This is a genomic window from Streptomyces sp. NPDC039609 (genome assembly GCF_055596705.1).
The window spans coordinates 324,512-346,241 of sequence record NZ_JBVIUJ010000009.1; the positions used below are offsets into that span (position 1 = coordinate 324,512).

Below are 21,730 nucleotides of genomic sequence, written 5' to 3' on the forward strand. Positions count from 1 at the left end.
CTTGTTGGGGGTCACGCGGGGAGAGAAGTCGCGGCTACGAGGAGATGCATCGGATATGCGGAGCCGGAACCCTCCGCACGTGCACACCCTGTTATGCCCCGTGGGATCGATGGCGTTGAGGGGCTGCCCTTCGACGTATCCGTATCGGTTGGCCTGCCCTGATGGCGTCGGATCCAACGTCCACGTGTCGCGGGAGGTGAACCCACCGCTGCTCGGCTGATACCACCGTGCGGCCATGTTGACCTCGCCGGTGGTGGCGTCCGTCCAGCCTGACTGATAACCGATCGCTGGGTTGCTTCCCTCGGTGGCGGTTACCTGACCGAAGGGGTCGTAGGCCCGGGAGCCGGCCAGTGACGTGCCGTCTGCGCTAAGACTGCCGATCAGGTCCGTGTGGCTGTCGGGGAACCGCACCCCGCTCTACGATCATGCTCATGTCGACCTCGATTTCCTCCCTCCCGGTGCTCCGAGGCCGGGGCGGGGCCGTCCTGTCCGCCGAGGACATCGGACTGGTCCTCGACCTCCCGCGCGAGCAAGTCACCTTCACCCCCGACGGGCTGGGCCGGATACGCGCCGAGGGCCGCTCGGTCCTGATCGAACTGCGGGCGAAGGCCGGGGCGACGCCGCACGTCCACCGCATCGACGACGTGGACGAGGCAGCGGCCACCGCCTTCGCCGACGGGGTCAACGCGATCCTGGCGAACCGGACGGACAGCGACGACGTCGACGGGGCCCCGTTCGCCGTGGTCCGCTCGCTCGCCCCCACCTGGCGAGCGAGGTTCCACCGCCGGATCCTGCGGGGCACGCTGTGGCACCTGCTGGCACTCGTCGTCCTCTGCGTGGTGGCCGGGTCGCTGGGCAGGTGGGACCTGGTGCTCCTCACGGTCCCGATCGGCGGCTTCGCCTGGCTGGGCCTGTGGCCTGGCCTGTACGGGGTGATCCGTGCGCGGCGGGAACGCTGGCTGTACCGGCACGGCGTCATGGTGACCGCCACCCAGGCCACGATGTCCCGCGGGGCGTACATCTACCCGGACGCGACCGGGACGTACCGCGGCTTCCTGCACGGCGAGGCCGGCCCCACGATCACCGTGGCCCACCCCCCGGAGAACCCGGCGGACGTGCTGGTGCCGGCATCGCCGTTCACGCACCTGGTGAACACCTACGCGGGCGCCGTCCTGGTCTTCTGCTGCAGCGCCATGATCGTCCTCCACGCCGTGATGGCGGTGGACTTCCTCCTCGACGGCTAACCATGCACGAGCTCGTAAAGCGTGTTGCAGAAGGCGGCGATCAGGGCATTTCCCTTGTATGTATGGGGTGTTGAGGGCAGAGCCGTCGCGGGTGACGACGTTCACCGGGCTGCGGATGAAGCAGTTCGAACGGCTGTTGAAGGTCGGCCGTGGTGTCTTCCGCTGGCGGACCGGCTCCTGCTGGTGGCCGTCTACCACCGTACGAACCTCACCATGCGGCAGCTCGCGCCGCTGTTCGGCGTCTCGCCGGCGACCGTCTGCCGGGTGATCCAGCGACTGCGGCCGCTGCTGGCCATCGAGCCAGACGGCCGGCCGACGCGGTCGAGCGGCTGTGGATCGTCGACGGCGCCCTCATCCCGGTCCGCGACCGGAAGGTCGGTGCGTCCTCACGCAACTACCGGTTCTCGGCGAATGTGCAGGTCATCATCGACGCCGACACCAAGCTGGTGGTCGCGGCGGCCCGGCCGGTTCCCGGCAACACCGCCGATGCGAAGGCTTGGCGGGACTCCGGCCTGGCCCAGCACTGCGAAGGCGTGACCGTGCTGGGCGACGGCGCCTACATCAACACCGGCCTCGTCGTCCCGCACCGCAAACGCCCGGGAAGGGCGCTGCTGCCGGGCGAGGAGGAGGACAACGCCGAGCACCGGAAGGTCCGGGCCAGGGTCGAGCACGCCTTCGCCCGGATGAAGCACTACAAGATCCTCCGCGACTGCCGCCAGCGCGGTAACGGTCTCCATCACGCGGTCCAGGCCGTCGCCCACATGCACAACCTCGCCCTCGCCGCATGACCAGGCAGGCCCTGCAATCGGCCCTGACCTGCCCGGACGCAACCTTCCGCAACATGCTTTAGGGCGTGTGTCGAAAGCCCTGGGCAGGCCGGGCGGCGCGTGCCAGCATGACGCCGTGACGCAGATCAGCAAGGGGGAGGACCTGCCGGCCCCCGGACAGTCAGGGCAGACCGGACCGGTCCCGTTGGAGATCCCGCACGGAGCCGTCGGCAAGTCGTCGGGCTCGGAGCCGGACGCGGGTTCGGGGTCGAGTCCGGGCGCGGGGCCGGACGCCGGTGCGGGACCCGATTCGGGTTCGGGCACGAATGCGGGTACGCATCGGGGTTCGGGCAGGGGTACGGGCTCCGCCTCGGACGGCGCGTCGGCCGGTTCCGGGTCCGGCGCGCGGGGGAAGGACCGCGCGCGGCCCCCGCGCAGGATCGACCTCGCGGACGACGGACGGTGGGCGGGGCTGATCGGTCCCTCACCCGCCCCGTCCGCCGGGACGGCCGCGGCCGCCGGGATCCTCGGCGGGGAGTTCGAGGACATCGTGTACGTCGGCAGGGGCGACGCCAAGTTCGCCATGGAGGAGACGCCTCCGCCCGGTTACGTCCTGGTCGACGTCGCCCGGACGGGCTCGGGCATCTTCTGGATGGACTCCCTCGACTGGAACGGCAAGGAGGCCGTCCACCTCGGCAGAAGCTTCCCGCCCCACCGGTTCGACCGGAGGGTGATGTGGTGCGACAACCTGTACCCCCTGCGCTTCCGCGTCCAGTGCGACAGCCGGGACGAGTGGGTGGTCGTGATCCGGCCACTCAGCATCGTGCGCGCGCTCGGCGAGGGGGCCGCCGGGCGGGGCTCCGACGTCCTGCTCCACACCGGGCCCGCGGGCGAGCTGGTCTCCCGAATGCGCTCGGCGGAGGGGGTCGGGTGGCTGCGCATCGAGGGCCACAAGCCGCGTCGCCCCGGCGCGCCCGCCCCGTACCCGGACACGCTGGCGAGCGAGACGGGCCGGCGCCCGAAGGACGCACGGGTGCTCCCCGAGGGGCCCCTGGTCCTGGCGGTCGTGCAAGGGGACGGCGACTGGTCGCTCGAAGTCCGGCCCGCCCGCCCCGCGGAGGAGAAGAAGCCCGGCCTCTGGAACCGTCTGCTCGGGCGCTAAGAGACGGTTGATCCCGCACTCGACCGCATGGCGCTCGCGGTAGTCGGCCCGGTCGAAATGCGGCGGCCGGCCGCCGCGGGAACCGAGCTTTCGGCGGTTGCGTGCCTGGTCGACCTTGTCCGGGATGGTGCAACGGATCCGTGGCGGCGCAGATAGGCACGGTTCCTTCGGGAGGCGTACGCCTTGTCAGCACGCACCCGATCGGGACGGACACGTTGCCGGCCCGGCCCAATGCGAGGCACGCGGACCTTCTCCAGCACCGCTCGAACTGCGGCGAGTCCGCACGTGCCCTGCCGTCACCCCGACCGACATGGGCGTCTGCCCCTGCTCGACGGCCAGGTGCAGCTTGGTGGTGAACCCGCCGCGTGAACGTCCCAGCCCGTGATCGCCGGGCTCGGTGAACACACCGCCTGGTGGTTCTTTCTGCAGGTCACCCTGCTTGCGGGCCCCGGCCGCATGCTGATGGGCACGGCAGACCGTGGAGTCGACGCTCAGGTCCCACACGATCGCCCCCTTCGCGTCGGCCAGAGACTGCAGCCGGGTGAGGACCTGGTGCCAGATGCCGTCCCGCTGCCACCGGCGGCTCACGCGGCACTGCTCACCCCCGTCCGGTACTCCCCCGGCGTCACCCCGAACCACTTCCTGAACGCCAAATGAAACCCGACCGCGCTCTGGTACCCGACCCTGGCCGGGACGCCGGACTGTGCCAGGGAGGTCTCGGTGAGGAGGCGGGCCGCTTCCTGCATGCGGCGGCTGGTGAGGTGGCGGGCCGGGGACTCGCCGACCAGGGCGCGGAAGGCGGCCGTGAAGGCGGAGCGGGACATGCCGACCTCGCGGGCCAGGGAGTCGATCGTCCACGGTTCGGCGAAGCGCGTGGCGATCACCACCAGGGCGCGGCTGATGCCGGGGTGGCGGAGCATCGGGAGCGACGTCGGGTTGTCGGCGAGCTCCCGCAGGAGCGGGCGGAGGGCGAGGACCAACGCCATCTCGAAGGCGCGCAGGGTGATCAGGCGGTCCCCGGGGCCCACGGGGCGGTCGGGCGAGGCCAGGAGGCGGAGGGTGTCGCGGAGCAGCGGTTCGCGGTCGACCTGGGCGCCGTCGAGGACGAGTGCCCAGGGCAGCGAGGTGTAGAGGCCGGTGGCTGCGCTGAGGTCGTAGTGGAGTCCGGCGCACAGCAGTCGGCTCTCCGGGCCGGTGCCGTCGATGACGATCTCGCCGGACGTGCCGGGCCGACGCTCGGGCAGCACGGCCTTGAGCGGTATGCCCTGGCGGTCCGGTCGGTCGGCGAGCCGGTGGGCGGTGCCGGTCGGGAAGACGATCAGGTCGCCGGCGTGCAGCTCCAGCGGTGTCCGGTCGTCGCCCGTGATCCAGCACCCGCCCTCGACGATGTAGTGCAGCACGGCGCAGCTCTGTTCGGCGTCCCCCTCGATGGCCCAGGGCGCGCGGACGTGCCAGCGGCTGTCGAAGACGCCGGTGAGGCGCAGTGGTTGCAGCAGCTCGCTCAGGAGGTCGTCGTGCTCGGCGCCGTGTCGGTCGTCACGGTCGGTTCCCGCCATGTCCATGGACGATCCTTCAACTTCCGCCCCGGTTTGTTAATTGAACGGACGAAGCCACCGCCGCCAGCCTGAGAAGGCCGTCACGGCAACAGCGACAGCCTATCGAAGGGCCTCAACCACACATGTCCAGTGAGATACCGATGCGGGTGGCGGTCGTAGGAGCGACCGGTTTCCAGGGCGGCGCGGTGGCGCGTCTGCTCGGCGAGCGGCACCACCGGGTACGTACGCTCACCCGCCGCCGCGCGGGCGACCGCCCGCCCCTGCCCGGCGCCTCCTTCGTGCCCGGCGACCTTGCGAACGCGAAGGACGTCCGTCGGCTCTTCGAGGGGACGACCCATGCCGTGGTGACGATGCCGCTGGTGTACGAGCCGGAGCGGGTAAGGCTGTACGCCCGCAACATCGCGCTCGCGGCCCTGGACGCCGGTGTCGAGCGCCTGGTCCACAACGCCAACACCCGTGTCCCGCAAGGCCCGACCACGGTGCCGGCTTTCGAGACCCGGCGGATCGTCGAGGAGGTGCTGCGCGACAGCGGCCTCCCGCTGGTCGTCGTACGGCCTCCGATCTATCTGGACAACCTCTTCTCCCCGTGGAACGGTCCGGCCCTCGTCGACGAGGGCGTCCTCGCCTATCCGCTGCCCGCGTCGACGCCGACGGCGTGGCTGTCGCACCGGGATCTGGCGGAGGCCGTGTACGCGGCGCTGACCGTGGACGGCCTCGAAGGCCGCACCTTCGACATCGGCGGGACGCACTCGCTGACCGGCCCGGATCTGGCGGCCGCGTTCGGCCGCGGGCTCGGCAGGTCGGTGCGGTACGTACAGCTTCCGCCCGCGGTTTTCCAGCGCGGTCTGGCCCAACTGCTCGGGCCGGAGACGGCGGCCGGAGTCGCGGGGATCTACCACTACATGGCATCGGGCGCCGACCCTCTCCTGCTGGCGGCGGACGACGGTGTTTCGGCCGAAGTTCTCGGGGTGCGCGCGGCGCCGGTGGACGAGTGGGTGACTCGTCAGCCGTGGCAGGTGTGGGCCGGTGACACGGAGGAGCAGTCGCCGTCCGCGCAGGGTTGAAGCCGTCCGCGCAGGGTTGAAAACGAGACAGCCGAGCAGCTCGGTCGAGACGCCCCGACGGCGCTCGTGCCGCCCCCGATCAACACAGCGTCTCGACAGGCCCCATCCGTACGCCCGTTCGTGAACCGGCCCCGTCCCACAAGGACGGGGCCGGAATCTTGTGGGTGCCGTGTGCTTGTCCGTACGCCTACGTCCTAGTAGTTAACAAAGCGCCGGATTGGCCACCGGAAGTCGGTGGAAGGCTCCCCCGGTACACCCCCGTAGACCCGCCATCCGAGTGAACGCGGACAGGAGCGGCCATGCCCGCAACCCGCCAGCCGTCGACGGAGCTACAAAGAGCGCACCACCACCCGCACCCCCGTAAACCCTCAGGTGATGCTGTGAATCCGCTCATGGGACGTATTCCCGTACTGGACGTCCGCCCGCTGGTCGACTGCGGCCGCCGCCCCGCGAAGGCGGTGGCCGGTGAGACCTTCGAGGTTTCGGCCACCGTCTTCCGCGAGGGCCACGACGCCGTCGCCGCCAACGTCGTGCTGCGTCGCCCGTCAGGACGCCCCGGCCCTTGGACCCCGATGCGTGAACTGGCCCCCGGTACCGACCGGTGGGGCGCCGAGGTCACGCCGGACGTCGAGGGCCTGTGGACGTACACGGTCGAGGCATGGAGCGACCCCCTCGCCACCTGGCGGCACGCCGCCAAAATCAAGATCCCGGCGGGGATCGACTCCGAACTCGTCCTCGCCGAGGGCGCCGAGCTCCACGAGCGGGCCGCGAAGGGCGTCCCGAAGAAGGGCGGCGGCCGCGAGGCCGTGCTGGCCGCGGCGGACGCGCTGCGCGACGAGCACCGCTCGGCCGCCGCGCGGCTCGCGGCGGCGCTCGCCCCGCAGGTGACCGGGGCCCTGGACCGGCATCCGCTGCGCGAACTGGTCAGTTCCTCCCCCGCGTTGCACCTCCAGGTGGAGCGCGAGAGGGCGCTGTTCGGCTCCTGGTACGAGTTCTTCCCGCGCTCGGAGGGCGTGAAGAAGGTCCGCGGCAGGACCGTCCCCGGGACCTTCCGTACCGCTGCCGAACGGCTCCCGGCGATCGCCGCGATGGGCTTCGACGTGGTCTATCTGCCGCCCATCCACCCCATCGGCACCACGCACCGCAAGGGTCCCAACAACGCGCTCTCGGCGAGCCCGAACGACGTCGGCGTCCCCTGGGCGATCGGCTCTCCGGAGGGCGGTCACGACGCCGTCCACCCGGACCTGGGCACGATCGAGGACTTCGACGCCTTCGTGGCACGCGCCCGCGAGCTACGCCTCGAGATCGCGCTGGACTTCGCGCTCCAGTGCTCCCCGGACCACCCGTGGGTGGAGAAGCACCCGGAGTGGTTCCACCACCGCGCGGACGGCTCGATCGCCTACGCCGAGAACCCGCCGAAGAAGTACCAGGACATCTATCCGATCGCGTTCGACAAGGACATGGACGGCATCGTCGCCGAGACCGTGCGGGTCCTGCGGCACTGGATGGACCACGGCGTACGGATCTTCCGCGTGGACAACCCGCACACCAAGCCGGTGGTGTTCTGGGAGCGGGTGATCGGAGAGATCAACCGGGCCGACCCGGACGTGATCTTCCTGGCCGAGGCCTTCACCCGGCCCGCGATGATGCGCACCCTCGGCGCGATCGGCTTCCAGCAGTCGTACACGTACTTCACCTGGCGCAACACCAAGGCGGAGCTGACGGAGTACCTCACGGAGCTGTCCGGAGACGTGGCGGCGCAGATGCGGCCGAACTTCTTCGTGAACACCCCCGACATCCTGCACGCCTACCTCCAGCAGGGCGGCAGGCCGGCCTTCGAGGTGCGGGCGGTGCTCGCCGCCACCCTCTCGCCCACCTGGGGCGTGTACGCCGGCTACGAGCTCTGCGAGGGGACTCCGCTACGGGACGGCAGTGAGGAGTACCTCGACTCGGAGAAGTACCAACTGCGGCCCCGCGACTGGGAGTCCGCGGAGCGTTCGGGGGCGTCGATCGCCCCGCTCATCACCACGCTCAACCGGGTCAGGCGCCGTCACCCGGCCCTGCGCCGACTGCGGAACCTGACGTTCCACACGACGGACAACGACGCGGTGATCGCGTACAGCAAGCGTTCGGGCTCGAACACCGTTCTGGTGGTCGCGAACCTCGATCCTCACCACACCCAGGAGGCCACGGTCTCGTTGAACATGCCGGAACTCGGCCTCGACTGGCCCGAGACCGTGCCGGTGCGCGACGAGCTCACCGGTGAGACCTATCACTGGGGCAGGGCCAACTATGTGCGCCTCGAGCCGGGCATCACGCCCGCGCACATCCTCACCCTGCGACCGTCCCCGCAGACCGGAGGGTCACCCACATCATGACTGTCAACGAACCCGTCCCCGACACGTTCGAGGACACGCCCGCCAAGGACCGTGACCCGGACTGGTTCAAAAGGGCCGTGTTCTACGAAGTGCTCGTCAGGTCCTTCCAGGACAGCAACGGGGACGGCGTAGGCGATCTCAAGGGCATCACCTCGAAGCTGGACTATCTGCAGTGGCTTGGCGTCGACTGCCTCTGGCTGCCGCCGTTCTTCAAGTCCCCGCTGCGGGACGGCGGCTACGACGTCGCCGACTACACGTCCGTGCTGCCGGAGTTCGGCGATCTCGCCGACTTCGTGGAGTTCGTGGACGCGGCGCACCAACGCGGGATGCGCGTGATCATCGACTTCGTCATGAACCACACGAGCGACCAGCACCCGTGGTTCCAGGAGTCGCGCGCCAACCCCGACGGGCCGTACGGCGACTACTACGTCTGGGCCGACGACGACAAGCAGTTCCAGGACGCCCGGATCATCTTCGTCGACACGGAGACGTCGAACTGGACCTTCGACCCGGTGCGCAAGCAGTACTACTGGCACCGGTTCTTCTCGCACCAGCCGGATCTCAACTACGAGAACCCGGCCGTGCAGGAGGAGATCCTCTCGGCGCTGAAGTTCTGGCTGGACCTGGGCATCGACGGCTTCCGGCTGGACGCCGTGCCGTACCTGTACCAGCAGGAGGGGACCAACTGCGAGAACCTCCCCGCCACCCACGCCTTCCTCAAGCAGGTCCGCAAGGAGATCGACGACCACTATCCGGACACGGTGCTGCTCGCCGAGGCGAACCAGTGGCCCGAGGACGTGGTCGACTACTTCGGGGACTTCGCCTCGGGCGGCGACGAGTGCCACATGGCGTTCCACTTCCCGGTGATGCCACGGATCTTCATGGCGGTACGACGGGAGTCGCGCCACCCGGTCTCCGAGATCCTGGCCAAGACCCCCGCGATCCCGGCGCACTGCCAGTGGGGCATCTTCCTGCGCAACCACGACGAGCTGACGCTCGAGATGGTCACGGACGAAGAGCGCGACTACATGTACGCGGAGTACGCCAAGGATCCCCGGATGCGGGCCAACATCGGCATCCGGCGGCGGCTGGCCCCGCTGCTCGACAACGACCGCAAGCAGATGGAGCTGTTCACCGCGCTGCTCTTCTCGCTGCCCGGTTCGCCGGTGCTGTACTACGGCGACGAGATCGGGATGGGCGACAACATCTGGCTGGGCGACCGGGACGGGGTGCGGACCCCGATGCAGTGGACACCGGACCGGAACGCGGGCTTCTCGTCCTGCGACCCGGGCCGGCTCACCCTGCCGGCCATCATGGACCCGGTCCACGGCTACCAGGTCACCAATGTCGAGTCGGGCATGGCCTCGCCGTCCTCGCTGCTCCACTGGACGAAGCGGATGATCGAAATCCGTAAGCAGAACCGGGCCTTCGGACTCGGCTCGTACACGGAACTGCCCTCGTCCAATCCGGCGGTGCTCGCCTTCCTCCGGGAGGACGGCGACGATCTGGTCCTCTGCGTGAACAACTTCTCGCGGTTCGCGCAGCCCACGGAGCTGGACCTGCGGCAGTTCGACGGGATGAGCCCGGTCGAGCTGATCGGCCAGGTGCGGTTCCCGGCGATCGGACAGTGGCCGTACCTGCTCACCCTGGCGGGTCACGGCTTCTACTGGTTCCGCCTGAAGGACCGGTCGGCCACGAGCCGACCGAACCACTGACGGACCACCGACCGAAGATCTGACCGAAGAACGGCCAACTGCCCGGGGTGGAGCGGGTTTCCCCCGCGCCACCCTGGGCACTGTGTCCCACACACGGTCGATTCAGGTCCATACGGGCCTTCTTGTCGGGCCCGTACGGATCTTCCCCTTCCGACACGTCCCGCACATCCGGACAGTCGAAGCCGCCATCCGGGACACTTTGCGCATTTGAACTCGATTCACACGAACTCGAATCTGCGCCCCCCGGGGAAAGGACGCGATGCCATGCCGGAGACCGCATCCACCACCCGGGCCCCGGCCGCCCTCCTCCCGTCACTCGCTCCCCTGCTCCATGAATGGCTGCCCCGGCAGCGCTGGTTCGCGGGCAAGGGCCGCCGGGTCATCGGATTCACGCTGGAAGCGGCCACCGAGCTGCTGCCGCTGGACGGCGCGGGACCCGGGCTGCTGCACCTGCTCGTACGGGTGGAACAGCCGGGCCGCCCGGCCGGTGCGCCCGCCGACTGCTACCAACTGCTCCTGGGCGTACGGACCCAGCTGCCGCCCCGCCTCGCCCCCGCCCTGATCGGGCGGATCCGGCAGGGGCCGCTGGCCGGCCGGGCGGTCTACGAAGGGCTGCGCGATCCGCGGCTCGCCGGGCTGCTCTACGAACGGCTGCGCACACCGGGCCAGATCGGCCCGCTCGGTTTCCACCGCACCGTCGAACTGCCGCCTTCGCTCGCGCCCCGGATGCTGGACGCCGAGCAGTCCAACTCCTCGCTCGTATACGGCGATACGTACATCCTGAAGATCTTCCGCCGGGTCAGCCCCGGCGCCAATCCCGACCTGGAGCTGCCGCTCGCGCTCGCGCGCGCCGGCTGCTCGCGGGTACCGGCGCCGGTGGCCTGGTTCGAGTCGGGCGCCAGCACGCTCGGCGTCCTCCAGCCGTATCTGCGGGACTCCCGGGACGGCTGGCGGCTCGCCCTCGACGCGCTGGCGGACGGAAGGGAGTTCACCAGCGAGGCACACGCCCTGGGGCGGGCGACGGCCGAGGTGCACCTCGCGCTGGCGACGGCGCTGCCGACCGAGCGGCTGCACCGGACGCAGACGGAGCACCTGGCCGGGGAGATGGACCAGCGGCTGCACGCGGCGGCACAGGCGGTGCCGGCGCTGCTGCCGTACGTCCCCGGGCTGCGCGCCGTCTTCGCGGCGGCGGGCGGCGCGGTCGGCTCCGGGCTGCTCCAGCGGGTCCACGGCGATCTGCATCTCGGGCAGACACTGCGGGCGGCGGACGACGGCGGCTGGACGGTGATCGACTTCGAGGGCGAGCCCGCGAAGCCGCTCGCCGAGCGGTGCCGTCCGCAGCCGGCGGTCCGCGACGTCGCGGGAATGCTCCGCTCCTTCGACTACGCGGCGCGCACGCACCGCCCGTGGAACGCCGAGTGGGCGGCCCGCTGCCGCGCGGCGTACTGCACCGGGTACGCGGAGGCCTCGGGCACGGACCCCCGCACGGACCCGGCGCTGCTGCGGGCCTACGAGACGGACAAGGCGGTCTACGAGGTCGTCTACGAGGCCCGCCATCGACCGGACTGGCTCCCGGTCCCCATGTCGGCGATCGAACGCCTGGCGGGAGCGGAGTGAAGAGCCCACCCCGAACGACCGCGGCCCGCGAAGGCGCCCACCCCGCACACCGTCGCCCTCCATCCCGGGCGGGCGTCCTCGCCCCGCGACCCCACACCCCGCGGGGTAGTCGCCCCGCGGCCCCACGTGACCGGGCGCTCGCGCCCCGCTGGCCGCACCCACCCCACCCCGTGTGGGCAGGGGGCGGACGGGTACCGCCCGTCGCCCGCAACGGTGCCGTCCACCCGCGCGCGGACATGTGCGCGGGGCCCATTCGGCCGAGTGTCCTGTGCGGGGCCCGCGCCGTTGCGGTTGCGTGGGAACCGGCCCATCTCCCCCACCCCATCCTTCAACCCCCCTTGCAGGAGGCATCCCCGTGACCGCCCGATCCGCTCGCAAGACGGCAGTGCCCCCGGCGAAGACACCCGCGCCCCGGGCAGCCCAGGATCCCGTACGGAAGGTGCGGAAGGTGCCGCCACTCGACGCGGGGGACCGGGCGCGGCTGCTCGCCGGGGAGCACCACGACCCGCACGCCCACCTCGGCGCCCACCCCGTCCGCGGCGGCGTGGCGATCCGGGTCCTGCGCCCGTACGCGCGTGAGGTCACCGTCCTCGCCAAGGGAAAGCGCACCACGCTGCGCGACGAGGGCGACGGCTTCTTCTCCGGGATCCTGCCGCTGCTCCGCAAGGTCCCCGAGTACGAGCTGCGCGTGCGCTACGACGGCGACGAGCTCGCCGTCCACGACCCGTACCGCTTCCTGCCCTCCCTCGGTGACCTCGACCTCCACCTCATCGGCGAGGGCCGCCACGAGGAGCTGTGGAAGGCGCTCGGGTCACGGATCGTCACCCACCAGGGCGTGACCGGCACCCGCTTCACCGTCTGGGCGCCCAACGCCCGCGGCGTCCGCGTCACCGGAGACTTCAACCACTGGGACGGCACCGGTCTGCCGATGCGCTCCCTCGGCGCGACCGGTGTCTGGGAGCTGTTCGTCCCCGGCATCGGCGAGGGAGCGGTCTACAAGTACGACATCACCCGCCCCGACGGCTCCCACACGCTGCGCGCCGACCCGATGGCCCGTCGCACCGAGTGCCCCCCGAACACCGCCTCGATCGTCACCGACTCGTACCACGAGTGGAGCGACACCGGGTGGATGGCGAGCCGCGGCGACCGTCCGCACCACGAGGCGCCGCTCTCGGTCTACGAGGTGCATCTCCCCTCCTGGCGCCCTGGCCTGACCTACCGCCAGCTCGCCGAGCAGCTGCCCGACTACGTCCGCGATCTCGGCTTCACGCACGTGGAGTTCATGGCCGTCGCCGAGCACCCCTTCAGCGGCTCCTGGGGCTACCAGGTCACCGGCTTCTACGCGCCGACCGCCCGCATGGGCACACCCGACGACTTCAAGTACCTGATCGACGCCCTGCACCGGGCCGGGATCGGCGTCCTGATGGACTGGGTACCCGCGCACTTCCCGCGCGACGACTGGGCGCTGGCGGAGTTCGACGGCCGGCCGCTGTACGAGCACGAAGACCCGCGCCGGTCCGCGCACCCCGACTGGGGAACGCTGGAGTTCGACTACGGCCGCAAGGAGGTACGGAACTTCCTGGTCGCCAACGCGGTGTACTGGTGCGAGGAGTTCCACCTCGACGGCCTGCGGGTCGACGCCGTCGCCTCGATGCTCTACCTCGACTACTCGCGCGAGCACGGCGAGTGGCTGCCGAACGAGTTCGGCGGGCGGGAGAACCTGGACGCGGTCGCCTTCCTCCAGGAGATGAACGCGACGGTGTACCGGCGCTGCCCCGGTGTCGTCACCTTCGCCGAGGAGTCGACGGCCTGGGACGGCGTCACCCGGGCGACGGACCAGGTCGGGCCCGGCGGCTTCGGCGGTCTCGGCTTCGGCATGAAGTGGAACATGGGCTGGATGCACGACTCCCTCGGCTACGTCGAGAAGGAGCCGGTGCACCGCAAGTACCACCACAACGAGATGACCTTCTCGATGGTGTACGCGTACAGCGAGAACTACATCCTGCCGATCTCCCACGACGAGGTCGTGCACGGCAAGCAGGCCCTGGTCTCGAAGATGCCCGGCGACTGGTGGCAGCAGCGCGCCAACCACCGCGCGTACCTCGGCTTCATGTGGGCCCACCCCGGCAAGCAACTCCTCTTCATGGGGCAGGAGTTCGCCCAAGGTGCGGAGTGGTCCGCCGAGCACGGCCCCGACTGGTGGCTGCTCGACCCGTCGTACGGCGCGGAGGCCGACCACCGGGGCGTACGGGACCTGGTGCGCGACTTGAACACGGTGTACGGCGCGACGCCGGCGCTGTGGGAGCGGGACACCGTCCCCGAGGGCTTCCAGTGGGTGGTGGGCGACGCGGCCGAGGACAACGTCTTCGCGTTCCTCCGCTACGACGCCGAGGGCTCGCCGCTGCTCGGGGTCTGCAACTTCTCCCCTGTCGTACGGCACGACTTCCGGCTCGGGGTCCCGGACACGTTCGCGGCCTGGGACGAGGTCCTGAACACGGACGCGGCCCGGTACGGCGGTGGCGACGTGGTGGGCACCGACCCGGTGAAGACCGAGTCGGTGCCGTCCCACGGCCGTTCGGCGAGCGTACGGATGACGCTGCCGCCGCTGGCGACGGTGTGGCTCAGGCCTGCCTGATGACCCCCAGCCGCTGAGTGGCCCGGGTCAGCGCCACGTACAGGTCGTTGATGCCGTGCGTGGCGCCGGCCCGGATGCCGTCAGGGTCGACGACGAGGACCGTGTCGAACTCCAGGCCCTTGGCCTGGAGCGGGTCGAGGAGGACCACCGGCCGGGTCAGGTCGGGCGTCGGTCCGTACGAGGCGTCCGGCAGCGCCGCCGTCAGGGCCGGATGCAGCTCCGGCGGGGCGATCACGGCGAGCCGGCCCTCGGTGCGGAGCTCGGCGGCGACCGCGTCGGCGGTCTCCTTCACCGGGTCCTCGACGGTCCGCTGCCAGGGCTCCACGCCGGTGGAGCGGACCGAGCGGGGTGGCTCGAAGCCCGGGTCGGCCTCGCGCCGGACGTCGGCGGCGACCGCCATGATCTCGGCGGGGGTGCGGTAGTTGACCCCGAGCCGTACGAGCTCCCAGCGGTCCTCGACGTACGGCGTGAGGATGCCCTCCCACGAGCCGACGCCCGCCGCGTCACCGGTCTGGGCCGGGTCGCCGACCAGGGTCATCGAGCGGGTGGGGCTGCGGCGCATCAGCAGCCGCCAGGCCATCGCGGAGAGCTCCTGCGCCTCGTCGACGATGATGTGTCCGAAGGCCCAGGTGCGGTCGGCGGCGGCGCGTTCGGCGGCGCTGCGGTGGTCGGCCTCCTCGTGCCGCTCGGCGAACCGCTCGGCGTCGATGATGTCGTGCGCGGCGAGGACCTCGGCGGCGTCCTTGTCCTGCTCCTCCTTGTCCTCGAACTCGTACGTGCGCGAGGCGTACGAGACGTCGAGGACGCCCTGTGCGTACTGGATCTGCTTCTCCCGCTCGGCCTCGGCCGCGGCCCGTGCGGCCGAGTCGTCCTCGCCGAGGAGTTCGGCGGCCTCGTCGAGGAGCGGGACGTCGGCGGGGGTCCAGGGGCCGTCCTCGCGCCGGATCGCGGCCGCGTCCTCCTCGGTGAGGTGGGTCGGATCGGCGAGGTAGTCGGCGAGGAGGGACTCGGGTGTGAGCGGCGGCCAGAGGGTGTCGATGGCGGCGTGGACGTCCTGGCTGGCGGCGATGCCCTTGGCGAGCAGGGCGATGTCGTCGGGGCCGAGGAAGTTGGGCCCGCCGTAGGGGTCGGCGCCGATGCGGTCGGCGAGCTGTTCGGCGAGCGCGTCGAGAAGGTGGAAGACGAAGTAGGGCCTGGCCAGGTTGTGCGGCAGGCGGGTCTCGCGGGCCTTGTGGCGCGCTTCGAGGGCCATGTCCCAGTCGATGACCAGGTCGCCGTCGTCGTGCGGCACGATCAGGGGCTCGCCGCGCTCGGGCACCTGCTGGCGGTCCCGTACCGCCTCGGCGAGGGCCTCGGCCATCGCGGCGGCACCCTTGACGGCGGCGGCGCGGGGGGTGTCCGTACCGGTGGCGCGGACGCCGGGGAAGAGTTCGCCGGGGGTGGCGAGCAGGACGCCGGTCTCGCCGAGGGAGGGCAGGACGTTGCCGATGTAGCCGAGGAAGGCCGGGTTGGGGCCGACGATGAGGACGGCGCGGCGGGCGAGCTGCTCGCGGTGTGCGAAGAGGAGGTACGCGGCCCGGTGCAGCGCCACGGCGGTCTTGCCCGTGCCGGGACCGCCCTCGACGACGAGGACGCCTCGGTGCGGGGAGCGGATGATGCGGTCCTGCTCGGCCTGGATGGTCTGCACGATGTCGTGCATCCGCCCGGTGCGGGCGGCGTCGAGCGCGGCGAGCAGCACCTCGTCGGCGTCCCGGTTCTCGTGCCCGGTGCGGGTCCCGTCGGCGAGGTCGAGCACCTCGTCGTGGAGCGCCGTCACCGCACGGCCGTGGGTGGTGATGTGCCGGCGGCGGCTGAGCCCCATGGGCTCGTACCCGGTGGCGAGGTAGAAGGGGCGGGCGGCCTCGGCGCGCCAGTCGACGACGAGGGGCGTGCGGTCCGGGTCGTCCTTCCGGATTCCGATGCGGCCGATGTGGTGGTCGCCTCCGTCCCGGAAGACGAGCCGTCCGAAACAGAGCCCGGTCTCCCCGGCGTTGAAGGCGGCGAGCAGCCCGGACTGCTCGGCGACCATCACGTCCCGCTCCAGTCGGCCCTGGTTGCCGACCCACGGCGCCTTGAGCGCCCGGCCGACGTCGGCCTCGGCCCGGTCCCTCAGGTCGTCGAGTCGTGCGTAGAGCTCTGTGATGAATTGCTGCTCATTCCGAAATTCCTCGGTTGACAATTCGACTCCCGGCGCGATACAGTGCGTTTATTGAACTTCTCCGCGTCATTTGTTGTGCGTAGACACGGAATCCATGAATATACGCGAGAAACAACCCCGACTGCAATTCTAGTCGGGGTATTTTCATGTCTCATGGGGAGAGACGAAGCCCGCGATCTGCTGATCGCGCACGGCGCGGACACACTGAACCACCCCGGCGGCACCTTGCTCGCCCACCTGGACCGGGTCGAGGCCCGACTGGCCGCCTGGGGCGCACGGGACGCCCTCCGACTCGCCGGCCTGTGCCACGCCTTCTACGGCACGGACGGCTTCGCCGAGCAGCTGCTGCCGCTGGAACGCCGCGATGTACTGGCAGCGGCGATCGGCACGGAGGCGGAGGAGCTCGTGTACCTCTACGCGAGCTGCGACCGGGAATTCTCGTACCCCGGGATCGGTCGGGAGGACGGACTCTTCCGGGACCGCTTCACGGGGGAGACGTTCACGCCGACGGCGACGCGGCGGGCGGACTTCGCGGAACTGACGGCGGCGAACGAACTGGACGTGCTCCGGGAGAACCGAGAGCTGTGGAGCCGGCACGGCGGCGCGCTGCTCAGGTTGTTCACCCGCTGGCGTCCCCTGCTGACCGAGGCGGCGTCCAAGGACGCACGCGGCCTTCTGAGACTCGAGGGCGAGGAGCGGGCGGCGTTCCTCCGGGGGCTGGAGCGCGGCGATGTCGTCATCGGTGTCGTCGCGTTGATCGCGAGCTTCGGCGTGACCTTCGTGGAACTGGGCGGGGTGGAGGCGATGATGAACATCCCGGAAGTGTCCTGGCGCCACGTCGACACCCCCGCCGACGTCATCGCCGAGGGCGAGGAGCACGCCTTCGAGGTACTCGACGTGGACATGGACCGGGAGCGGGTGTCCCTCTCGCTCAAGGCCCTGGAGCCCGACCCGATGGCCGCGTTCGCCCGCGCCGGGTTCGACGGGGTCCGCACCGCGACAGTCACCCACGTCGTGTCCTTCGGGGTCCTCGTCGAGGTGGCGCCGGGCGTCCAGGGCGTCCTGCACAAGGACGACCTCGGGGAACGCGCCCCGGGCGAGGGCGACGAGCTCGCCGTCGAGGTCACCGCCGTCAACCTCGTCACGCGCCGCCTCGGGCTCAGGCTCCACGAATAATCCCGTGCGGGCCGGGGGCGGTCCCGCTACCGTCACCCGTATGAAGCGTGCCGCGATCATCACGACGACGCCGGAGAGTGTCCCGGCGCGCTGACCGCTGTCTTGACGTCACGAAGCCCCGGGGCCGAGCGCCCCGGGGCTTCGTCGTTCCTCCGGCCGCTCGTCCCCGGCGAGCACCCCCGGAGGACCACATGCACCACGACCACCGCAGGCTCGGCCGCGAGCTGGGCCTGTTCGACACCGACCCGCTGATCGGCGCGGGGCTGCCGTACTGGCTGCCCGACGGGGCCGTCGTACGGCACACCCTGGAGGAGTACGTCCGGGAGGTGGAGCGCCGGGCCGGATACCGGCACGTGTACTCGCCCGTCCTCGGGAAACGGGAGCTGTACGAGATCTCCGGGCACTGGGACCACTACAGCGACGACATGTTCCCGCCGATGGAGCTCGGCGGCGAGCAGGTCGTCCTGCGGCCGAGCCTCTGCCCGCACCACGCGGTGATCTACCGCTCCCGCGCACACAGCTACCGCGAGCTGCCGTTGCGGATGGCCGAGCTCGGCGGCATGTACCGCTCCGAACTCTCCGGCGTCCTCGGCGGGTTGACCCGGGTCCGGGCCATCCAGCTGAACGACGCGCACATCTTCTGCGCCCTCGACCAGGTCGCCGAGGAGACCGCGGCCGCCCTGGGACTGATCGGGCGGGCGTACGAGGCGATGGGCATCGCGCCGGCCCGGTACCAGCTCTCGCTCCCCGGACCCGGCGGCAAGTACGTCGCCGCGCCCGAGCTGTGGGAGCGGTCCACCGCGCTCCTGCGCGACGTGCTCGACGCCTCCGGGCTCGCCTACGAGGCCGCCGAGGGCGAGGCCGCGTTCTACGGGCCCAAGATCGACGTGCAGATCGCGGACGGAGCCGGGCGGGAGTCGACCCTGTCGACCGTACAGATCGACTTTCACCAGCCCGAGCGCTTCGGTCTGCACTACATCGGGGCGGACGGCGCCAAGCACCGGCCCGTCATGATCCATCGCAGCGTCGTCGGCAGCGTGGAGCGGGCCGTCGCCCACCTCCTCGAACAGCACGGCGGCGCCTTCCCGGCCTGGCTGGCCCCCGTCCAGCTGGTGGTCCTGCCGGTCTCGGAGTCCGAGCTGCCCGCCGCCGACGCGCTGGCCGCCCGATGCGCCGAACGCGGCCTGCGGGCCGAGGTCGTGGGCCCGGAGCGGGGCACCCTGGGCGCCCGCGTGCGGGAGGCCCGCCTCGTCCCCTACCAGGCGGTCATCGGCCCGAGGGAGGCGACCGACGACCTGGTGGCCATCCGGCTGCGGGACGGCCGGCGACTCGACGCGCTTCCCCCGGGCGAGGTCCTCGACCGGATCGAGGCGCTCGTCGGAGCGCACAGCACCGAGCTCTGGGGCACCCCCTAGACGAGCACGTCCTCGAGCTCCTTGAGGAGGCGGCGCTTCGGGCGGGCACCCACCATCGACTTCACGGGCTCGCCCGCCCGGAACACCATCAGCGTCGGCGTCCCGAGCACCCCGTACCGCACCGCGGTCTCCGGGCTCCTGTCCACGTCGATCTGGACGATCCTCAGCCGGTCCGCCTCCTCCGCGGCGACCGCGCCGAGCACCGGCCCGAGCTGACGGCACGGACCGCACCAGTCCGCGGTGAACTTCACCAGGACGGGCAACTCCGCGCCCAGGACCTCGGCGTCGAAGTCCGCGTCCGTCACCTCGGTGACACCGTCTATCCGAATCATTCCGTCATCCTCCGAGTTCACACGTGGGTTCCGGGCCACCGGGCAGCTCCGCCTCGGCCCGCAGCAGCTGCGTTGCGACCTGGGCACGTACCGCCTGGAGCTGCTCGACGAGTCCGTCCAGCTCCGCGAGCTTGCGCCGGTACACGTCGAGCGAGGCCGGACAGGCGTCCCCCGCCGGGTGCCCCGCCCGCAGGCAGTCGACGAACGGCCGGGTCTCCTCCAGCTCGAACCCGAAGTCCTGCAGGGTCCGGATCTGCTCGAGGAGCCGCAGGTCGTCCTCGTCGTACGTGCGGTAGCCGTTCTCCGTCCGCCGGGCGGCCAGAAGGCCACGGGACTCGTAGTAGCGCAGAGTCCGCGTGGTCGTTCCGGCCCGCTCGGCCAGCTCGCCGATTCGCATGCGTCGAACGTAAGCCTTGACGCCGACGTCAAGGCAAGCGGTCGGGAAAGTGCTAGGGAGTACCCATGAAGCACGACGAACTGCTGAGGTTCCTCCGCGGGCACAGGCTCGCCGTCGAGGCGTCCGTGAGCGCGGACGGGGCGCCGCAGGCCGCCGTCGTCGGTTACGCGGTCACGGACGACCTGGAGATCGTCTTCGACACCGTGGAGACGACCCGTAAGTACGGAAACCTGGTCGCCGACCCGCGGATCGCGTTGGTCATCGGCTGGGACGAGATCACCGCCCAGATCGAGGGCGTCGCAGACATCCCTCAGGGCCGGGAACTGGAACGGCTCCGGGAGGTCTACTTCACGGCGTACCCGGACGGCCGCGACCGCCTCGCATGGCCGGGGATCACCCATGTGCGGGTACGCCCGCGCTGGGTACGGTACAGCGACTTCACGGCGGAACCACCGAGGGTGGAGGAGCTGAGGCTGGGGTAGGGGCGGGGACCGGCGTTTGGCGACGGGGGTACGGGGTCGGGGTCGGGGGCCGGCGACGGGCGTACGGGGTCGGGGTCGGGGGCCGGCGACGGGCGTACGGGGTCGGGGTCGGGGGCCGGCGACGGGCGTACGGGGTCGGGGTCGGGGGCCGGCGACGGGCGTACGGGGTCGGGGTCGGGGGCCGACGACGGGCGTACGGGGTCGGGGTCAGGGTCGACGCAAGGCCGACGGGGTCGGGGCCCGGGCGGTGGGCCCCTGAGGGGAACACCCCGGCGAGCTTCTGGCTCGGCCGCCCTCTCTCCGAGTGTGGCGGGTTCCGGCGACGCCTCAAGGGCGCTCCTCCGTCGCGTCGGCTCCGCCGATTCCGCTTCGCTCCACCCTTGACCCGCCACCTCCGGTCGCCTTTTCACACTCGGAGGGCGGCCCGGGGGCGTGGCCACGCGGCAACTCCCTCGGTCCTGGGCGGGGATCGGCGCCTGCGGGTGTGTGGGTGGGATTGCGCGGCAGTTGAATGGGGCAGCGGGGCACGGCTATGCGGCTGGCGGCCGCCGTTCGGCCGGGACTCATGCCCCGCTGGTCACTCCCGGTGGGTGGGGAGATTCCCCCACCCCGTCCGGAATCCGGGTGGGAGGCGTGGAGGCTGAGGACCAGTGCCGCATGAGGCTCCCCCTCGCCGGATACGAAGCCCGTCCGAAGTCACTGCCGGAACGCTCCTGAGTCCTGCGACCGGCGACGGGAGCGCGACCCTCCGACCAGGCGACCGGTGTCCCCAACTCTCCACTACTCGCGGTAACTTCCCCGAATAGCACCCTTTGGCCCCATCAAAGGCGAGTTGTGCAGCCTAAGGGTCACCACCCACCGACGGCGGTTCGCGAAGAAGGTGATCTATGGACGATGTACGTCCGACCGCGATCGGCCACTGCGACTTGAACCTGTTCAAACTCCGTGCCAGGGTGCGAGGGTTCTTGAGTCACCGGTCGCGCACGCGGCCTGCGGAACCCGCTAGGGGTGGACTGTGTTGCGTTCCCGTCGTACTGCGCTGATCTTGCTCGCCACGGCCCTCACCCTGACAGCCTGCGGCAGGCTCTACGACCTGCCGCCGCCCGAGGGCGAACCGGTCGTTCTGAAGCCGGCCGAACTTGCGACCACATGGACCGATGCCGACGACGGCACCCTCACGCTGAAGCAGGACGGGACGTTCATCGCCGACAAGGTCTGCATCGCCATCGACTGGGAAGAGGGTTTGACCTGGTCCGGAACAGGCACCTGGGAGCATGGCTCCAACAAGGAGGAAAGCTTCGTCGGCGTGACCTTCGACGCCGCACACCCCGAAACGGGTGAGCGTAAGCCCGCCTCCTACTCCGCCTTGAGGCAAGGCAAGGTCCTGAAGCTCTGGGTCGCCGTCGGCGATCCGGACCACGACTACCCGAACTGCGTCCTGACCAGCCCGGCGAGTTGACCCGCTGCCGCGAGGCCCGGCGATCCATTCGTCGTGCATTGCGGCCGGCACTGCGTGGCCAGTCGTAGGACGGTCTCGGGGTCGGGCAAGACCTGGACGACATCGATGCGGGCGTGTGATCTCGCGGCTGATCC

At 70.9% G+C, this 21,730-nt stretch carries 15 protein-coding genes and 2 pseudogenes; 12 read left to right on the forward strand and 5 right to left on the reverse strand.

The window, feature by feature from the left end:
* Window positions 1-105 precede the first annotated feature (105 nt).
* A pseudogene (locus tag ACZ561_RS27455) lies at window positions 106-411 on the reverse strand (RHS repeat-associated core domain-containing protein); the annotation flags it as partial.
* Window positions 412-431: 20 nt separating this feature from the next.
* Between ACZ561_RS27455 and ACZ561_RS27460 the strand changes: the two are divergent.
* From ACZ561_RS27460 to ACZ561_RS27470, 3 genes and pseudogenes are all read left to right on the forward strand, one after another.
* The gene (locus tag ACZ561_RS27460) at window positions 432-1,244 is read left to right on the forward strand and encodes a hypothetical protein (RefSeq protein WP_470999755.1); all 813 of its coding nucleotides are present in this window, start codon (window positions 432-434) and stop codon (window positions 1,242-1,244) included.
* A gap of 58 nt (window positions 1,245-1,302) precedes the next feature.
* A pseudogene (locus ACZ561_RS27465) lies at window positions 1,303-2,032 on the forward strand (transposase family protein).
* A gap of 115 nt (window positions 2,033-2,147) precedes the next feature.
* Window positions 2,148-3,173: a hypothetical protein gene (locus ACZ561_RS27470; protein WP_470999757.1), complete on the forward strand. Its 1,026-nt coding sequence runs from the start codon at window positions 2,148-2,150 to the stop codon at window positions 3,171-3,173.
* 584 nt (window positions 3,174-3,757) lie between these two features.
* Here ACZ561_RS27470 and ACZ561_RS27475 read toward each other — a convergent pair.
* Window positions 3,758-4,735 carry an AraC family transcriptional regulator gene (locus ACZ561_RS27475; protein ID WP_376437392.1) on the reverse strand — a complete coding sequence of 326 codons (978 nt, stop codon included), beginning with the start codon at window positions 4,733-4,735 and terminating at the stop codon, window positions 3,758-3,760.
* Between the two features lie 116 nt (window positions 4,736-4,851).
* Here ACZ561_RS27475 and ACZ561_RS27480 point away from each other — a divergent pair, with 116 nt between their 5' ends.
* The 5 genes from ACZ561_RS27480 to glgB all read left to right on the forward strand — a co-directional run bounded on the left by ACZ561_RS27480 (window position 4,852) and on the right by glgB (window position 14,138).
* Window positions 4,852-5,793: an SDR family oxidoreductase gene (locus ACZ561_RS27480; RefSeq protein ID WP_470999759.1), complete on the forward strand. Its 942-nt coding sequence runs from the start codon at window positions 4,852-4,854 to the stop codon at window positions 5,791-5,793.
* A gap of 392 nt (window positions 5,794-6,185) precedes the next feature.
* Window positions 6,186-8,171 carry an alpha-1,4-glucan--maltose-1-phosphate maltosyltransferase gene (locus ACZ561_RS27485; RefSeq protein WP_470999761.1) on the forward strand — a complete coding sequence of 662 codons (1,986 nt, stop codon included), beginning with the start codon at window positions 6,186-6,188 and terminating at the stop codon, window positions 8,169-8,171.
* A complete protein-coding gene (gene treS, locus ACZ561_RS27490) occupies window positions 8,168-9,886 on the forward strand; it encodes a maltose alpha-D-glucosyltransferase (RefSeq protein WP_470999763.1) in 1,719 nt (572 codons plus the stop codon). The genes ACZ561_RS27485 and treS overlap by 4 nt, the downstream gene beginning before the upstream one ends.
* A gap of 264 nt (window positions 9,887-10,150) precedes the next feature.
* The gene (locus tag ACZ561_RS27495) at window positions 10,151-11,503 is read left to right on the forward strand and encodes a maltokinase N-terminal cap-like domain-containing protein (protein WP_470999765.1); all 1,353 of its coding nucleotides are present in this window, start codon (window positions 10,151-10,153) and stop codon (window positions 11,501-11,503) included.
* A gap of 355 nt (window positions 11,504-11,858) precedes the next feature.
* Complete coding sequence (gene glgB / locus ACZ561_RS27500) at window positions 11,859-14,138, forward strand: 1,4-alpha-glucan branching enzyme (protein WP_470999767.1); 2,280 nt, start codon at window positions 11,859-11,861, stop codon at window positions 14,136-14,138.
* Here the strand turns inward: glgB and ACZ561_RS27505 are convergent.
* Window positions 14,125-16,356: a HelD family protein gene (locus ACZ561_RS27505; RefSeq protein ID WP_470999769.1), complete on the reverse strand. Its 2,232-nt coding sequence runs from the start codon at window positions 16,354-16,356 to the stop codon at window positions 14,125-14,127. The two genes, glgB and ACZ561_RS27505, sit on opposite strands and share 14 nt — an antisense overlap.
* Before the next feature lie 132 nt (window positions 16,357-16,488).
* Between ACZ561_RS27505 and ACZ561_RS27510 the strand changes: the two genes are divergently transcribed.
* Both ACZ561_RS27510 and thrS read left to right on the forward strand, forming a co-directional pair.
* Window positions 16,489-17,511: a DUF6817 domain-containing protein gene (locus ACZ561_RS27510; protein WP_470999771.1), complete on the forward strand. Its 1,023-nt coding sequence runs from the start codon at window positions 16,489-16,491 to the stop codon at window positions 17,509-17,511.
* A gap of 191 nt (window positions 17,512-17,702) precedes the next feature.
* A complete protein-coding gene (gene thrS, locus ACZ561_RS27515) occupies window positions 17,703-18,926 on the forward strand; it encodes a threonine--tRNA ligase (protein WP_470999772.1) in 1,224 nt (407 codons plus the stop codon).
* Here thrS and ACZ561_RS27520 read toward each other — a convergent pair.
* Both ACZ561_RS27520 and ACZ561_RS27525 read right to left on the reverse strand, forming a co-directional pair.
* The gene (locus ACZ561_RS27520) at window positions 18,923-19,258 is read right to left on the reverse strand and encodes a thioredoxin family protein (RefSeq protein WP_470999774.1); all 336 of its coding nucleotides are present in this window, start codon (window positions 19,256-19,258) and stop codon (window positions 18,923-18,925) included. The genes thrS and ACZ561_RS27520 overlap by 4 nt on opposite strands.
* Window positions 19,259-19,262: 4 nt before the next feature.
* Window positions 19,263-19,655, reverse strand: coding sequence for a MerR family transcriptional regulator (locus tag ACZ561_RS27525; RefSeq protein WP_470999776.1), 393 nt, complete (start codon window positions 19,653-19,655; stop codon window positions 19,263-19,265).
* 65 nt (window positions 19,656-19,720) lie between these two features.
* On the opposite strand from ACZ561_RS27525, the gene ACZ561_RS27530 reads away from it, so the two are divergent.
* Together ACZ561_RS27530 and ACZ561_RS27535 are read left to right on the forward strand one after the other, a co-directional pair.
* Window positions 19,721-20,137: a pyridoxamine 5'-phosphate oxidase family protein gene (locus tag ACZ561_RS27530; protein WP_470999778.1), complete on the forward strand. Its 417-nt coding sequence runs from the start codon at window positions 19,721-19,723 to the stop codon at window positions 20,135-20,137.
* Between the two features lie 1,045 nt (window positions 20,138-21,182).
* Window positions 21,183-21,596, forward strand: coding sequence for a hypothetical protein (locus ACZ561_RS27535; RefSeq protein ID WP_470999779.1), 414 nt, complete (start codon window positions 21,183-21,185; stop codon window positions 21,594-21,596).
* Window positions 21,597-21,730 lie beyond the last annotated feature (134 nt).

What these genes read in the sequence shown, in the direction of transcription:
- ACZ561_RS27460 (WP_470999755.1), top strand. Translation starts at nt 432, where the DNA reads ATGTCGACCTCGATTTCCTCCCTCCCGGTGCTCCGAGGCCGGGGCGGG.
- ACZ561_RS27475 (WP_376437392.1), bottom strand. Translation starts at nt 4,735, where the DNA reads ATGGACATGGCGGGAACCGACCGTGACGACCGACACGGCGCCGAGCAC.
- ACZ561_RS27480 (WP_470999759.1), top strand. Translation starts at nt 4,852, where the DNA reads ATGTCCAGTGAGATACCGATGCGGGTGGCGGTCGTAGGAGCGACCGGT.
- ACZ561_RS27485 (WP_470999761.1), top strand. Translation starts at nt 6,186, where the DNA reads ATGGGACGTATTCCCGTACTGGACGTCCGCCCGCTGGTCGACTGCGGC.
- treS (WP_470999763.1), top strand. Translation starts at nt 8,168, where the DNA reads ATGACTGTCAACGAACCCGTCCCCGACACGTTCGAGGACACGCCCGCC.
- ACZ561_RS27495 (WP_470999765.1), top strand. Translation starts at nt 10,151, where the DNA reads ATGCCGGAGACCGCATCCACCACCCGGGCCCCGGCCGCCCTCCTCCCG.
- ACZ561_RS27510 (WP_470999771.1), top strand. Translation starts at nt 16,489, where the DNA reads ATGGGGAGAGACGAAGCCCGCGATCTGCTGATCGCGCACGGCGCGGAC.
- thrS (WP_470999772.1), top strand. Translation starts at nt 17,703, where the DNA reads ATGCACCACGACCACCGCAGGCTCGGCCGCGAGCTGGGCCTGTTCGAC.
- ACZ561_RS27520 (WP_470999774.1), bottom strand. Translation starts at nt 19,258, where the DNA reads ATGATTCGGATAGACGGTGTCACCGAGGTGACGGACGCGGACTTCGAC.
- ACZ561_RS27525 (WP_470999776.1), bottom strand. Translation starts at nt 19,655, where the DNA reads ATGCGAATCGGCGAGCTGGCCGAGCGGGCCGGAACGACCACGCGGACT.
- ACZ561_RS27530 (WP_470999778.1), top strand. Translation starts at nt 19,721, where the DNA reads ATGAAGCACGACGAACTGCTGAGGTTCCTCCGCGGGCACAGGCTCGCC.